12 protein-coding genes are annotated in these 15,692 nt (G+C 43.4%); all 12 read left to right on the plus strand.

Going from position 1 to position 15,692, the window contains the following annotated elements; all coding sequences use genetic code 11:
- The first annotated feature begins 31 nt into the window (after positions 1-31).
- The 12 genes from O3621_RS00500 (at position 32) to O3621_RS00555 (ending at position 15,620) form a co-directional block, all read left to right on the plus strand.
- Positions 32-643 carry a TetR/AcrR family transcriptional regulator gene (locus O3621_RS00500; protein ID WP_004185925.1) on the plus strand — a complete coding sequence of 204 codons (612 nt, stop codon included), beginning with the start codon at positions 32-34 and terminating at the stop codon, positions 641-643.
- 208 nt (positions 644-851) lie between these two features.
- Positions 852-1,199: a hypothetical protein gene (locus tag O3621_RS00505; protein ID WP_004185927.1), complete on the plus strand. Its 348-nt coding sequence runs from the start codon at positions 852-854 to the stop codon at positions 1,197-1,199.
- The gene (locus tag O3621_RS00510; RefSeq protein WP_002899844.1) at positions 1,200-1,556 is read left to right on the plus strand and encodes a class Ib ribonucleoside-diphosphate reductase assembly flavoprotein NrdI; all 357 of its coding nucleotides are present in this window, start codon (positions 1,200-1,202) and stop codon (positions 1,554-1,556) included.
- Between the two features lie 33 nt (positions 1,557-1,589).
- On the plus strand, positions 1,590-1,775 hold the full coding sequence (locus tag O3621_RS00515) for a hypothetical protein (RefSeq protein WP_002918572.1): 186 nt from the start codon (positions 1,590-1,592) through the stop codon (positions 1,773-1,775).
- A 290-nt stretch (positions 1,776-2,065) separates the two neighbouring features.
- On the plus strand, positions 2,066-3,937 hold the full coding sequence (locus tag O3621_RS00520) for a SpaA isopeptide-forming pilin-related protein (protein WP_314450284.1): 1,872 nt from the start codon (positions 2,066-2,068) through the stop codon (positions 3,935-3,937).
- A 186-nt stretch (positions 3,938-4,123) separates the two neighbouring features.
- On the plus strand, positions 4,124-4,864 hold the full coding sequence (locus O3621_RS00525) for a class I SAM-dependent methyltransferase (RefSeq protein WP_061592032.1): 741 nt from the start codon (positions 4,124-4,126) through the stop codon (positions 4,862-4,864).
- Between the two features lie 327 nt (positions 4,865-5,191).
- The gene (locus tag O3621_RS00530; RefSeq protein WP_371513256.1) at positions 5,192-10,411 is read left to right on the plus strand and encodes a SpaA isopeptide-forming pilin-related protein; all 5,220 of its coding nucleotides are present in this window, start codon (positions 5,192-5,194) and stop codon (positions 10,409-10,411) included.
- A gap of 272 nt (positions 10,412-10,683) precedes the next feature.
- Positions 10,684-10,815 carry a hypothetical protein gene (locus O3621_RS00535; protein WP_009659231.1) on the plus strand — a complete coding sequence of 44 codons (132 nt, stop codon included), beginning with the start codon at positions 10,684-10,686 and terminating at the stop codon, positions 10,813-10,815.
- Positions 10,816-10,992: 177 nt separating this feature from the next.
- A complete protein-coding gene (locus O3621_RS00540) occupies positions 10,993-11,754 on the plus strand; it encodes an ABC transporter ATP-binding protein (RefSeq protein ID WP_002894797.1) in 762 nt (253 codons plus the stop codon).
- Entirely contained in the window at positions 11,754-13,748 is a 1,995-nt protein-coding gene (locus O3621_RS00545) for an ABC transporter permease (RefSeq protein ID WP_314450222.1), read from the plus strand. Before O3621_RS00540 ends, O3621_RS00545 begins: the two co-directional genes overlap by 1 nt.
- A gap of 158 nt (positions 13,749-13,906) precedes the next feature.
- The gene (locus O3621_RS00550; protein WP_371513259.1) at positions 13,907-15,307 is read left to right on the plus strand and encodes an amino acid permease; all 1,401 of its coding nucleotides are present in this window, start codon (positions 13,907-13,909) and stop codon (positions 15,305-15,307) included.
- A 43-nt stretch (positions 15,308-15,350) separates the two neighbouring features.
- A complete protein-coding gene (locus O3621_RS00555) occupies positions 15,351-15,620 on the plus strand; it encodes a hypothetical protein (protein ID WP_125336716.1) in 270 nt (89 codons plus the stop codon).
- Positions 15,621-15,692 lie beyond the last annotated feature (72 nt).

Consider the following 15,692-nt stretch of genomic DNA (forward strand, 5'->3'; position numbering starts at 1 on the left):
TGCTTGACAAGTGGCAAGATTGTGTTAAAATATGAATGAACATAAAAATAAATTCATTCACAAAAGAGGCGTGGAAATGGATAAAAAAAATGAGCTCCTGGCTGCGGCTAGAGAAGTCTTTGCAGAAAAAGGCTATAAGGCAGCTGGAATTTCTGATATTGCTAAGAGAAGCCAGATGGCTGTCGGATCCTTTTACAAGTATTATGAGTCCAAGGAAGCCATCTTCTTGGAGGTTTATATAGCTGAAAATAGCCGTATACGTGAGGAAACCATGCGACGTGTGGACTGGCAGGACGAGCCCGAGGCAATCGTTGAACAACTTTTTGCAGTCACTTTTGAGTTGATTTCGCCCAATAAAATTCTAGCTGAGTGGAACAAGCCGGGCATTTCTCAGATTCTGCACGATTACTATAATCAGGATTCCGGCCGAGCATCCAATGCCTTTCATCAGTTTCTGATTCAGACCTTCAGCCAGCGCTTGCAGGAAGAGGGTTTTTCGAAGGAGAAAATAGCTGAAATTATGAAGGTTTATGACTTGATTTACTACATAGACATGCATGTCACAGAACAGGAATTTTCAGGCTATTTCGATAGTCTTGAGACTTTAGTGAAATATTTTGTTAAGGGAATTTTTTCCAAATAGAGGAAATTCCTTTACTTAGAAGCTGAAATGAATGAATGTTAAAAAGCATTCATTCATCAACAAAGGAGGTGATGTCTTATGTAGTGCGAATAGGAATTGGAAGGTATTCAAGAAACGTGATTGGATAAGTATAAAGTGAATTATTTTTTAGAAGGTTTTGAATGAATGTTAGAAACTGTTCATTCAAAAACGGAAAGTGAGGAAAAGAATGAATAAGCAAGGAGGATTTGCCATGAGCGGATTGGCTATTTTAGGTATCTGTCTGGTGCTGATTGGTCTTTTGACCATTGGTTACGGCGGTGCGACAGTTGGTTTTAGTTTAAGTGTAGATTTTCAGTCATTTTTAGTCGGAGGTCTCATTGTTGTCCTAATCGGAGCAGCTTTGATTCCGGGCTTGCCGGCAGTTGCTAAGCTGACGGCACTGGCTTTGACAACTTTGGCATTGCTGATGTACATTCACATGATGCCAGATTTGGAGTTCATGCTTATGCTCATCTCAGATGTCGTGGTTTTAGGCTTTGCGGCTTGGTTTGCTATCCTTTTTTTAAGAAAATAGGTGATGAAGATGATTGTAGTTTATGATTCAAATACTGGTATTGGAAAACGATTTGCAGAATCACTGGGTTATCCGACCCAGACCATCAAGGAAAAACTGGAAGAGCCCTGTATTCTCATTACTCGAAATGCTGGTGCTGGGAAAATTCCTTGGTCTACCAAACGCTTTATCAAGAAACATCCTGGGCTTATTAAAGGTTTTGTTAACAATGGTGACTCTGTTAAACACGGCCGGACCTTCTGCGGGGCGACTGCCTTGATTATTGAAAAATATGGGCTCCAGCATATCTGCGATATTGACCAAGGCGGAACTCCAGAAGATGTTAAGACTGTGCAGGCATTTTTGGCGAAGTGCTAGTCTCATCAAGTTTCGCATAAATGGAGGACTCGTATGTCTAGGTTCAAGAACATTGGGAGCTTGTTTCTGGCTCTGACTTCTGTCTTTATCCTAACGGCCTGCGGACATACGCAGAAAGAGCCTGACACCTCAGATAAGACGGAAAGAAATTCTTCCAAACAAGAAGAAACAGATCAGAATCAGGTAGACGCAACTTCCAGTGCGTCACATAAAGATTGACCTTTTTGTCAAAATAGAAGAGCTTAATTTTTTCAATGATTTTTAGGTCATCTTTTGGCCCGTTTTCGTATCAATAGGAGAGAGAAGGCTTAGCTTCTTCTTTCTCCTTTTTATGATAAAACCCTGTGAGCATTCCTATAGTTTTTTAATAGTCAATATGGTACAATGAATTAGTATTGTCTTTCCAGTGTTTGTCAAAAAGGCAGAAAAACATGAAAAGAGCGTGTTCGACTGGCTTGCCAATACGCTGTGCTTTTAAACAAATTTTACTTGTGAGAAAGGAAGATTGCATGAATAAAAAACTGAGAGTATGGTTTCAGCTCATCATTCTCTGTCTAGGCGTGTTCCTGCCTTTCCTAGCTGGAACCCTTAAGGCTCAGGCGGCGGAACTCAATGATGTCATCACTGAGATGCACCTCACCACTAACTCTGGTGAGCAGCTGACCAATGGTGTAGATATCTGGCAGACCTTCCGAGTCTATGCTAAGTTTGCCCTGCCGGACAACCAAGCCCATGCGGGTGATACAACGGTGATTCATTTACCGAATGAATTTACCTTTGGGAATTCGTCAGCTATTGAGCTTAAGGATGAAAACGGAGCTCTGGTGGCTAATGGAGTTCTGGATAGCAATGCTAAGACCATCACGTTGACATACACAGACTATGTAGAGCAGAAGTCCAGTGTCAGAGGCGAGTTTTTCTTCTATTCGCGGATTGACCACGAAGTTGTCACAGAGGAAAGGGATATTCCAGCTACTTTCACGGTAGGCAATAATAGGATTCCAGCTGGCAGCATTCACTATAATGGACCGCCGAAAAAGTATGAGTCTCTGCTAGAAAAGAGTGCTTTTCAGTGGGATGCCGATGCTAAGAATGAAATCCGCTACAATGTGGCTATTAACCGTAACATGGGGAACTACAAAAAAGTCTCTGTGACGGACAAGCTGGGTAATACAAACGCTAAGATTGTTCAAGACTCTGTACGAGTTTATAAGGTTTCTTGGCGCTGGAATAATGGTGATTGGGCGCGTGATTCGACTGAAGACGTAACAGCAGACTTCCAGTCTAAAATGACCTTTGGCGCTGAAGGTGATAGCTTGACAATCAACTTCGGAGATGTAGAAGGTTTCGGCTACCTAGTTGAGTACAAGACGCTGGCCGACTATGATTTGGCTGATGGAGAGGTTGTAGGAAATAAGGCAACTATGAACTACAACAATACCGAGACTGTGTCTGTCACCAACGAGTACTCTTATCAAATTGCTGGCGGAAAGTCCGAAGGCTATAACTTCAAGGTTAAGGTTCACAAGACAGATGAGTCTAATGCCTCTCTGAGCGGTGCAGTCTTTGAAGTGGTGCGGAAAGCGACCAATAAGGTGGTTGGCACAATCACGACAGATGCGGATGGGAATGCGGAAGTTGGTAATCTTCTGCGCGACACTTATATCCTACGTGAAACGACTGCTCCAGCTGGTTACGATCGCCTGACAGAGGATATTACCATCAGTCCGACGGATTTTGGTAAGACTTTGAACGTAGGCAGTCCTGCCTCTGGAGATTCTGGAGATAGCAGATTGGTCGCAGTAAATGTCGTTAACAAGCAAACGCAAATTCCTGGAGACAAAAAGGTAACCTTCAGCAAGGTCAATCTAGCTGGTGAGGAAATTGCTGGTGCGCAGATTCAGATTTTCAAGGGACGGGAAAGCAAGGGCAGCCCTGTCGCATCTTGGACTTCAGAAGCTGACCAATCCAAGGAAATTAACCTAGAGCCGGGTATTTACACCTTCCATGAAGAAGCGGCTCCGACAGGTTATCTGGCTGTGACAGATATTATCTTCCAAGTTAATGATGATGGCACTGTAACAGTTCTAGACTCTAATAGCAATGCAGTAGAGTATACAGACGGTAAGTTGTTCATCACTGACCAAGCGGCACCTACTGAACCAAGCACACCGGATAAGTCGGTTCAAGGTGGCACCAAGCCAAATCAATCATCTGATTCAAATCCATCATTTGATTCTGATAAAGCAGCAGATGGTCAAGGAAAATCTAAAAAGGTGCTTCCTGCGACTGGCTCTGCTGAAAGTCTTGGACTAGTTCTTGCTGGTCTGGTAGTCCTGGCTCTTTTAGGACTTTACCGTAAGACTCGACTGAGCAAATAAATAAAGAGAAGATAGGGCAGAATGCTTTATCTTCTTTTGTTTGCACATTTTTTGTCTAGTTTTTTTGCAGCTTACTTAGCAATTTCTTCCAGTTACTCATGCAGGGCAGCCACTTAGGGAAAAACTCTTGTTTTTGTCTCAGAATCCTCTATAATAAATGGCAAATAGAAAAAGGAGACAGAAGATATGACAGATACAAAAATTCAAGAGAAGCTGAAGCCAGGTTTGAAGTTAGAGGATTTTCAAAAAGATGGGGACATCTATCTGGCGCTGAATCCGGATTATGTCTCAGGGGACAATGCCAAGTATATGACCATGTACAATCGCTTTGCTCGCTGGTATGATTTGAGTGAGAAATGGCTGGGCGGTCTTCTCTATGGCAAGACAGTTGACAAGCTAAGAAGGGATCTGATGGCAGAAATAGAATGGAAGGACAATTTGTCAGTTCTTTATGTCTCTATCGGAACAGGTCACGACCTACGCTACATTCCTGAGAATATTGACCTGAAAAGCCTAGACTTTGTCGGGGCAGATATTTCCATAGGCATGCTGAAAAAATGCCAGAAATCCTGCGCCAAGAAAACAAATCTGCAGCTCTTTCATGCTTGTGCAGAAGACCTGCCCTTTGAGGATAATAGCTTTGACATCGTCTATCATATCGGCGGGATTAATTTCTTTAGCGATAAGGCCAAGGCCATGCAGGAAATGCTGCGGGTAGCTAAGCCAGGGACTAAAATTATGATTTCAGACGAGACGGCAGACTATGTGGACCAGCAATATAAGAAGAATCACTTCAGCAAGAACTATTTTAAGGACGCTACTGTTGATTTAGGAGAAATTGAGGCCGCTATACCGGCAGGGGTTAAGGAGAAGGAGTTGAAACTCCTCTGGGACGGGAAATTTTATGCCCTAATGTTTAGGAAATAAATCAGAAGAACCGGACTTTGTCTCCGGTTTTTCTGCGTTATTGAGGACATTGATTGTCAGACGCAATTGACCCTAGCAATAGTGGTCTGATTTGCAAATGAATCATGTAAATCGTCCACCTTTTCTAAATGACAAAAAGGTAAACAAATGTTAAAAAAATCTCCTTTTGTGTATAGCCATTTTCCTTATAGTATGATAAAATGTAGATGTAATGTATCTATAAATGTTCGCTTTTTAGAAAGTGGGCACTGACAAGATGGGGAAGCTCAGTTAGTATACAATTACATTGTACATTTAAAACTGAATATTGTGAGAAAGGAAAATTGCATGAACAAAAGGATTAGAGCATTGCTCCACCTTATTATTCTTTGTTTAGGAGTCATTTTGCCATCAGTTGCTCCTCTTACTCAGGTGCAAGCAGCTGAGTTTGGTGATGTTATCACGGAGATGAGCCTGAAGAATTCTTCAGGTGGTGATTTGACGCAGGGAATTGATATTTGGGAAACTTTTCGAGTTTACGCAAAGTTTGTCTTGCCGGATAACCAAGTACATCAAGGAGATACGACAAAAATCATCTTGCCTTCTGAGTATGCTTTTGGGAACTCTTCAGCTATTGAGCTTAAGGACGGCTCGGATAACGTAGTGGCAAATGGATTTTTGGATTCAACCAACAAGACCATTACTTTGACCTATACAAATTATGTTGAGCAAAAGTCTGGTGTCCAAGGAGAATTCTTCTTCTATGCACGAGTTGACCATGATGTTGTGAGACAAGAAGGTGACTTGAATGGTGGATTTACCGTAGGAGGTCGGATGTTGTATCCGGGAATCGTCCATTATAATGGACCACCCAAAAGATATGACTCAAAAATTGAGAAGAGCTCTTATCAGGCAGCAGAAGACGGTAAGAACGAAGTTCATTACAATATTGCGATTAACCGCAATATGGAGCATTATACCGATGTAACGATTACTGACAAGATTACCTCGCCTAATTTTAAAATCATGAGGGACTCAATTCGGGTCTATAAAATTGCTTGGCGCTGGAATAATGGAGATTGGGTGCGGGATTCAACAGAAGACGTGACAGCTAATTTCCAATCAAAAATCACGGAAAATGCTGCTGGTGATGGATTCACGATCGACCTTGGCGACATGGATGGTTTCGGGTATTTGCTGGACTATAAGACAAAAGCAGATTACGATCTTGTTGATGGTGAGCGTGTTTCCAATAGTGCTACCATGACCTATAATGGTGGTCAAACAACGACATCAGCTGAAAATCGCTCTTATCAGATTGCCGGCGGTGTTGGAGAAGGCTATGTTTTCACTATTAAGCTCCATAAGGTCAATGAAAATGGTGAGAACCTGCAAGGTGCTGAATTTGAAGTTGTTCGTGATCGGAGCGGTGCAGTTGTCGGAAAATTAACCACAGATTCTAACGGGAATGCCAACTTGGGTGACTTGTTGCGTGATGATTATACCATCCGTGAAGTGACTCCTCCTACAGGATATGATAAATTAACTGAGGAAATTAAGATTGGTGCCCAGGATTTTGGATCAGACAAATCTGTATCGCGCGAGATCGTCAATAAGAAGACGGTAACCGAGCAGGATGTAACTTTCAAAAAAGTAGATCCAAACGGGAAAGAAATTCCTGGTGCGCAACTGAAAATCTATAAAGGTGATCATGTTGATCAGGAAGAAGCTCCTGTTGCAGACTGGACTTCAGAAGAAAATACTTCTAAAGTGATAAAATTGTCTCCAGGAACCTATACACTGACTGAAGCGAATGCTCCTGCTGGTTATCAATATGTAGAAGACATCACATTTACAGTAGGTGCTAATGGCACTGTTGCTCTTGTGAAAAAAGGAGCAGAAGATACTGTTCAAGCAGCAGGCTCAATTCTGACGATTACCGACAAGGAGGACAATAGTCCTAAAGCCATTACCTTCAGTAAGGTCAACCTAGGTGGTACTGAGATTGCTGGTGCTCAAATTAAGATTTTCAAAGGCAACAAAGCTCAGGGTCAAGCTCTTGAAAGCTGGACATCCGAAGCTAATCAGTCTAAGGACATCAACTTAGCACCCGGTACTTACACCTTCCATGAGGAAGCCGCTCCAACGGGTTATCTCAAAGTAACTGACATCACTTTCCAAGTCAAACATGACGGTACGGTGGAAGTGACCAATGTCGGAGAAAAAGACTCCAAAGGTGAAAACAATAAAGTTGTGACTGACGGAGCAACCTTGAAGGTAACAGACAAGGATGACGACTCAGAACGTGATGTGACGATCAAGAAAGTAGATCCAAACGGGAAGGAAATCCCTGGTGCGAAATTGAAACTCTACAAAGGCAGTCAGATTCGTCCTGAAGCTAGACCTGTTGCAGAGTGGACTTCCGAAGCCAACGCATCTAAGGTGGTTAAGTTAGCTCCAGGGACCTATTCTCTGAAAGAAAGCCTTGCTCCTGCTGGATTTGTAGCTGTAGAAGATATTAAGTTCACAGTTCATTCTGATGGTACCATTACAGTTGATGCTAAAGGAGCAACAGATTCTGTTGAAGCAAATGGCTTGGTTCTTACTGTAACCGATAAAGAGGACAATAGTCTTAAAGCCATTACTTTCAGTAAGGTCAACCTCGGTGGTACAGAAATCGCTGGTGCTGAGATTAAGATCTACAAGGGCGATAAAGCCGAAGGAGATGCAGTTGAAAGCTGGACATCCGAAGCAGGTAAGTCTAAGGACATCAACTTGGCACCAGGTACTTATACCTTCCATGAGGAAGCCGCACCAACCGGCTATCTCAAAGTAACGGACATCACCTTCCAAGTCAAACATGACGGAACAGTGGAAGTGACCAATGTTGGTGAGAAGGACGCTAAGGGTGAATCTAACACCGTTGCGACCAATGGAGCAACACTGACTGTAACCGATAAGGACGATGATCTTCCACGTAAGGTAACCTTCGGTAAGGTCAACCTCGGCGGTACTGAGATTGCAGGTGCTGAAATCAAGATCTACAAGGGCGAGAAAGCCGAAGGCCAAGCAGTCGAAAGCTGGACATCTGAAGCTGGTAAGTCTAAGGACATCAACTTGGCACCTGGCACTTACACTTTCCATGAGGAAGCAGCTCCAACCGGATACCTCAAAGTAACGGACATCACCTTCCAAGTCAAACATGACGGAACAGTGGAAGTGACCAATGTCGGTGAGAAAGACTCTAAAGGTGAAGACAACAAGGTCGTAACCAACAGCTCAACTGTTACAGTGACCGATAAGGACGACGATCTTCCACGTAAGGTGACCTTCAGTAAGGTCAACCTAGGCGGTACAGAAATTGCCGGTGCAGAGATCAAGATCTACAAGGGCGACAAGGCAGAAGGCCAAGCATTTGAAAGCTGGACATCCGAAGCTGGCAAGTCTAAGGATATCAACTTGACTCCAGGCACCTACACCTTCCATGAGGAAGCAGCTCCAACAGGCTACCTCAAAGTGACAGACATCACTTTCCAAGTCAACCATGACGGTACAGTGGAAGTGACTAGCGTAGGAGAAAAAGACTCTAAGGGTGAAGAGAACAAGGTCGTAACCAACGGCTCAACTGTTACAGTAACCGATAAGGATGATGATCTTCCACGTAAGATTACCTTCAGCAAGGTCAACCTCGGCGGTACAGAAATCGCTGGTGCTGAAATCAAGATTTACAAGGGCGATAAAGCTGAAGGTACAGCAGTAGAAAGCTGGACTTCCGAAGCTGGTAAGTCTAAAGATATCAACTTAGCACCTGGTACTTACACTTTCCATGAGGAAGCAGCTCCAACCGGTTACCTCAAAGTAACGGACATCACATTCCAAGTCAAGCATGACGGTACAGTGGAAGTGACAAACGTTGGTGAGAAAGACGCTAAGGGTGAATCTAACACCGTTGCGACCAATGGTGGAACTCTGGCTATTACTGATAAGGATGACGATCTTCCACGTAAGATTACCTTCAGTAAAGTCAACCTAGGTGGAACTGAAATCGCAGGTGCAGAGATCAAGATCTACAAGGGCGATAAAGCAGAAGGTCAAGCAGTCGAAAGCTGGACATCCGAAGCTGGCAAGTCTAAGGACATCAACTTGACACCTGGTACTTACACTTTCCATGAGGAAGCGGCTCCAACGGGTTACCTTAAAGTGACCGACATCACTTTCAAAGTTAAACATGACGGCACGGTGGAAGTGACAAACGTTGGCGAGAAGGACGCTAAGGGCGAAGACAACAAGGTCGTAACTAACGGCTCAACTGTTACAGTAACGGATAAAGACGATGATCTACCACGTAAGATTACCTTCAGTAAGGTTAGCCTTGGTGGTACAGAAATCGCAGGTGCAGAGATTAAGATCTACAAGGGCGACAAGGCAGAAGGAACAGCCGTAGAAAGCTGGACATCTGAAGCTGGTAAGTCTAAAGATCTCAACTTGGCCCCAGGCACTTACACCTTCCATGAGGAAGCCGCTCCAACAGGTTATCTCAAAGTAACCGACATCACTTTCCAAGTTAACTATGATGGAACAGTTAAAGTAACCAATGTTGGCGAAAAAGACTCTAAAGGTGAAGAGAACAAGGTCGTAACCGATGGTTCTAAAGTTACTGTAACGGATAAAGACGATGACAGTCCCAAGACTATTACTTTCAGTAAAGTTAATCTCGGCGGTACAGAAATCGCTGGTGCGGAAATCAAGATCTTCAAGGGCGATAAAGCAGAAGGTCAAGCTGTCGAAAGCTGGACATCCGAAGCTAACAAGTCTAAGGATATCAACTTGACTCCAGGCACTTATACCTTCCATGAGGAAGCCGCACCAACCGGTTACCTCAAAGTAACGGACATCACATTCCAAGTCAAGCATGACGGTACAGTGGAAGTGACCAATGTCGGTGAGAAAGACGCTAAGGGTGAAACTAACACCGTTGCGACTAATGGTTCAGCTGTTACAGTAACCGATAAGGATGATGATCTGCCACGTAAGGTGACCTTCAGTAAGGTCAACCTTGGTGGCACTGAGATTGCTGGTGCAGAGATTCAAATTTTCCAAGGCAAAGAGGCAACTGGCAATCCTGTAGCGAAATGGACTTCAGAAGCAAATATATCGCATGAGCTTGAACTAGCTCCTGGAGTATATACTTTCCATGAAGCTGCAGCCCCAACTGGTTACCTAGCTGTTACTGACATTGTGTTCCAAGTGAATCTCGATGGCACAGTAACAGTTGTAAATGCCAATGGAAATACAGTTGAATACAAGGATGGGAAGTTAGTCGTAACTGACCAAACAAAACCGACTGGTCCAGAAAAAGATCCGTCTAAAGAAACAGATAATCCAGATCCGAAAAAATCAAATCAAGATAAACCAACAGATAAAGACCAAGATAAACCTAAAGATAAGGGGAACTCGAAGAAAGTTCTGCCTTTCACAGGTACAGAAATCAGCTTTACGCTACTTGCTATAGGCTTGATTATCATAGTTGGTTGTGGGGTTTATTTCGGGATCCGTTTCAAAAAATAAAACAGAAAACAAGTGTCAATGAAAATTGACGCTTGTTTTTTTATGCGCTTGACGAAAGAAGCCAATATACATCGTTGAATTTAAGGATATTGACGTAGTTTAAGGGCAATCAAAAACTATTTTTTCTAAGTGACAAAAATGTAAGTTTAAAGGCTAAAATGAAAGGTTATCTTATGGCAGCTAGTCAGGGAATTCGGTATCCTATAAGTGTAAAGAAAAAGAAGATAAGAATCTTCCAAACTAATAATCAGACTTCAAGAAGGAGGCCCGCTATGAAAATCAATCTTTTTAACCATCGCCAAAGTAAACCTAAAGCTCAAAAGATTTCCAAGGAAGAAATTGAGAAGACTCGCCTAGGCTGCGCTTCCAGTCAATATTATTTCTGGCTGCAGTACAGTCACTGAGAGATTCCAGTATTTAAGGATAAGAGAAAGGTCAGTTGACTTTTCTCTTTATCCGACTTGGAGCACAAGATGACAAAAATGTAAGATTGGCAGGCAAAATGAAAGATTAGGTTATGGAAACTTGTCTGTCTTTCCGGTATGATAGTAGTATCAATTTAAATAAAGAAGAGGTTCAGTATGACATTATTAGACGTACAACATGTGAAAAAAATTTATAAAACCCGCTTTCAGGGCAGCCAAGTAGAGGCACTGAAAGACATTCACTTTACGGTAGAAAAAGGCGAATATGTCGCCATCATGGGGGAGTCAGGCTCCGGGAAATCCACTCTGCTCAACATCCTTGCCATGTTGGACAAGCCGACTGAGGGCCGCGTCTTTCTCAATGGAACTGACACGGCAACCATCAAAAACAGCCAGGCTTCCAGCTTCCGCCGAGAGAAATTAGGCTTTGTCTTTCAGGATTTCAACCTTTTGGACACCCTATCGGTCAAGGATAATATTCTCCTGCCTCTGGTCCTCTCTCGCCGTCCCATTACCGAGATGATGCAAAAGCTGGTCACAACCTGCAATGAGCTGGGAATTAACAAGCTGCAAGAGAAGTTTCCTTATGAGATTTCTGGAGGCCAGAAACAGCGGGTTGCAGTAGCTCGGGCCATCATCACAGACCCCGAGATTCTGCTGGCGGACGAGCCGACGGGAGCCTTGGATTCCAAGTCTTCGGCAGCCCTTCTGGATGTCTTTGATGACATCAATGCCCGCGGTCAGACCATTCTCATGGTGACCCACTCGACGGCAGCAGCTAGCCGGGCCAAGCGGGTGCTCTTTATTAAGGACGGGATTCTCTACAATCAAATCTTCCGCGGTGACAAGACCGAGCGGCAGATGTTCCAAGAGATTTCTGATACTCTGACAGTTATGGCAAGTGAGGTGAAGGACTAGTGTTTCGATTAGCAGCAAAATTGGCGGTATCCAATCTGATTAAGAACCGCCGTCTCTATTATCCTTTTGCACTGGCTACTTGTGTGGCTGTAGCCATTTCTTATATTTTCAACTCCTTGGCTTTTAATCCCAATCTATCCAAAATGACAGGTGCCAGCTCAGTTATCCTCGTTTTGGTCCTAGGGGTTGTTATTGTGAACATCACAGCTGGAATTATTGTCTTTTATGCCAATCAATTTGTTATGAAGAATCGCTCCAAGGAGCTGGGGCTTTATGGTATGCTAGGTCTTAATAAGCGTCATCTCTTTGTTATGACCTTTATTGAGCTTCTGATTTTCGGGCTAGTGGCTGTAAGTTTGGGACTGACTATTGGTGTTCTCTTTGACCAGCTGATTTATGCCTTTTTGCTCAAGCTCATGGGGACCAAGGTGGTTCTGGTTTCAACCTTTCAGCTACCGGTCTTGATTCTTGTTTTGGTTATTTATGGCTTTATTTTTGCAGGCTTGGTCTTTGTTAATGGCTGGCGAATTCTGCGTTTTGATTCCCTGAAGATGTCTAAGGAAAAGGCCAGCGGAGAGAAGAAGAGCCGGTTTTTACTGCCACAGACCTTTATTGGCCTGGCAGCTCTGCTCTACGGCTACTATTTGGCTCAGACTGTGCGTAATCCTATGGAAGCAATCTTCGTCTTTTTTGGAGCAGTCCTCTTAGTCATTTTAGGAACCTACCTGCTCTTTAACGCTGGTATTACAGTCTTTCTGCAGCTTCTGCAAAAGAACAAAAAGTATTACTACCAGCCCAATAATATGATTTCCGTCTCAAATCTTATTTACCGGATGAAGAAAAATGCAGTGGGGCTGGCTACTATTTCCATCCTATCGACAATGGTTCTAGTGACCTTTTCTGCCGGTATGAACATCTATTCTGGCGCGGAATATATGCAAAAACTTATGTTTCCGCATGATTTCTCTATCAATGGCGGTGTGAATGCAAAAAAAGAACAGCTGGATCAGGTCTTGACAGAGTTTGTAGCAGAGAATCAGCTGAAGGTCAAGCAACAGGAGACCTATCAGTTTTATTCAATGGGTGTCAAGAAAAAAGAGGGTAACAGCCTAGATATTTATCCTAAGGGACAATGGGCTGTGTCACCCAATACCTATATCTTGATGTTTTCCAGCGAGGATTACGAAAAGTTGACAGGAAAGGATCTGTCTTTGCAGGAAAATGAGATTGCTGTCTTTAACAAGGGAGTGGATCTGGATTATAAGCAGCCTCTGCAGCTGGCTGGCCAAAACTTGACGATCAAGAAAGTCCTGTCTGAAGATTTTATCTTTCACAAGATTCCAGATGAGTATAATATTATCATTCCTAAAGGGCTGTATCTAGTAGCCAAGGATCCTAGTCAACTCTTAGCTCCGCAGATGGAGCAGCAGGCTATTAATCCTGTACTCTATGGTAGTCTGGATATTGAAGCTTCAGAAGATGAAAAGGCTAAGCTGGATACAATCTATCAAAAGAAAATGGCGGATTATAACCAGTCCCTGCCAGAAGGTGCCGGTGGTGTCCACGGTCAAACTGGTGTGATTGGCATAATTGAGATTAAGGGTATGCTGGGTGGTGTCTTCTTTATAGGGATTTTCCTCTCTATTGTCTTCATGATGGGAACAGTGCTGGTTATCTACTACAAGCAAATTTCCGAAGGTTACGAAGACCGTGATCGCTTCATCATCCTGCAGAAAGTCGGCTTAGATGAGCAACAGACTAGAAAGACCATTCGTAAACAGGTACAGACTGTCTTCTTCCTGCCCCTAATCTTTGCCTTCCTTCATTTGGCTTTTGCCTATCACATGCTCAGTCTCATTTTACAGATGTTGGGCGTGCTCAATGCAAGTCTTATGTTAGTGGTGACTCTCAGTGTCTGCGCTCTATTTATTGCAGTATATGTCGGTGTCTTTCTCATTACTTCTCGCAGCTATCGCAAAATTGTGGCAATGTGATAGTAGAGACAGGATTCATATAGCTTTCATTAATTTTACAGACCTAGGCTGAGATTTCTCTCAGCCTTTCTTTTCTCGGAAAATTTCTGAGAAAGATTCCTAAAAGCGTGGAAATATGATAAAATAGGACGTTAATGCAATTAGGAGAATAAAAATAGATGAATATATTTAGAAAAAAAGATGCTAGTAAGGACAGAACGGGCATGCGCCGTCATTTGAAAATTCCTGATTTGATTTTGCTTGGTATTGGAGCCATGGTAGGAACTGGGATTTTCACCATCACAGGGACCGGGGCAGCCAAATATGCTGGGCCAGCTCTGACCGTTTCGATTGTCATTTCAGCGCTTTGTGTGAGTATTTCGGCACTTTTTTACGCTGAGTTTGCCTCAAGGATTCCGGCCAATGGTGGAGCCTACAGTTATATTTATGCGGTTCTAGGAGAATTTCCTGCTTGGCTGGCTGGCTGGCTGACCATCATGGAGTTCATGACCGCTATCTCAGGTGTTGCCTCTGGCTGGGGATCTTATCTGAAGGGATTGCTGAGCGGCTTTGGTATCCAGCTACCGGCAGCCCTGAATGGCACCTTCAATCCAAAAGCAGGTACTTATGTGGACTTGCTGCCTATTCTGGTCTTGGCCTTTGTTACGGGAGTTGTCCTTTTGAACTCCAAGGCAGCCCTGCGCTTCAACTCAGCCTTGGTAGTCTTGAAATTCTCAGCCTTGGCACTCTTTATCATTGCAGGATTTTTCTTCATCAAGCCAGAAAATTGGTCTAACTTTGCACCTTTTGGTTTTGGAGAAATTTATGGCGGCAAGGTCGGCATCATGGCTGGGGCTTCACTCATGTTCTTTGCTTTTCTAGGCTTTGAGTCCATTTCCATGGCGGTAGATGAAATCAAAGAGCCCCAAAAGAACGTTCCGCGTGGGATCGTCTTATCCTTGAGCATCGTGACCATTCTCTATATTTTGGTGACCTTGGTCTTGACTGGGGTTGTCCACTATAGCAAGCTGGATGTCTCAGATGCGGTGGCCTTTGCCTTGCGCAGTGTCGGACTTGGCTGGGCGGCTAACTATATCTCTGTCGTCGCTATTTTGACTCTGATTACTGTCTGCATTTCCATGACCTACGCCCTGTCGCGGATGATTTACAGTATTGCGCGTGATGGTCTCTTGCCTCGCTCTTTCAAAAAATTGACAGAGACCAGTCGGGTGCCAAAGAATGCAACGATTTTAGTAGGGATTGCCTCAGCTGTTTGTGCTGGTATCTTCCCCTTGGCTAGCATCGCCTCTTTCCTCAATATCTGCACCTTGGCCTATCTGATTTTATTGGCACTGGCTGTTTTGAAATTACGCAAAGACAAAGGGATGCCGAAAGTTGGAGAATTCAAAACGCCTTTAGTCCCTCTGACACCGATTTTATCCATTATTATCTGCCTGTCCTTCATGACTCAGTACACCAAGGAAACCTGGCAGGCCTTTGGCATTGCCCTAGCGCTGGGAAGTCTTATCTATGCCTTCTATGGCTATCGAAACTCTGAAATCGCTGTAAAAGAGGAGTAGGGATAGAGTATTGCTATTAAAAAGAAAGTAAAAGTAGAAAAGAATGAAGAACCTTAACCTAAGCCAAAAGAAGAAAATCTGGCTCTTTGCCCTTGCTTTGCTTGCCCTGATCTTACTAGCGATTGTGATCAATATCCAACTGAACCAGCCTGAAGATATGCATGCTGAGTATGTTCGACTTTGGAAGACAACTTGGCATGAGAAAAATAAAGACTGGCTCTATCCACTGAAAAATATCTGTCTTGTTATTCTGGCAGTTCTGGCTGGGTCTGGTTTGATGATTGCATTCTCCAAGAGTGAGAGATGGAAATAAGCATTTGTAGATTAAAATAAAATAATCTTACAAGAATGTAAGATTGACGATGATAAATGTAAGGTAGAGACA

This window comes from Streptococcus sp. 20925_1_22 (assembly GCF_041431685.1).
Lineage (GTDB): Bacteria > Bacillota > Bacilli > Lactobacillales > Streptococcaceae > Streptococcus.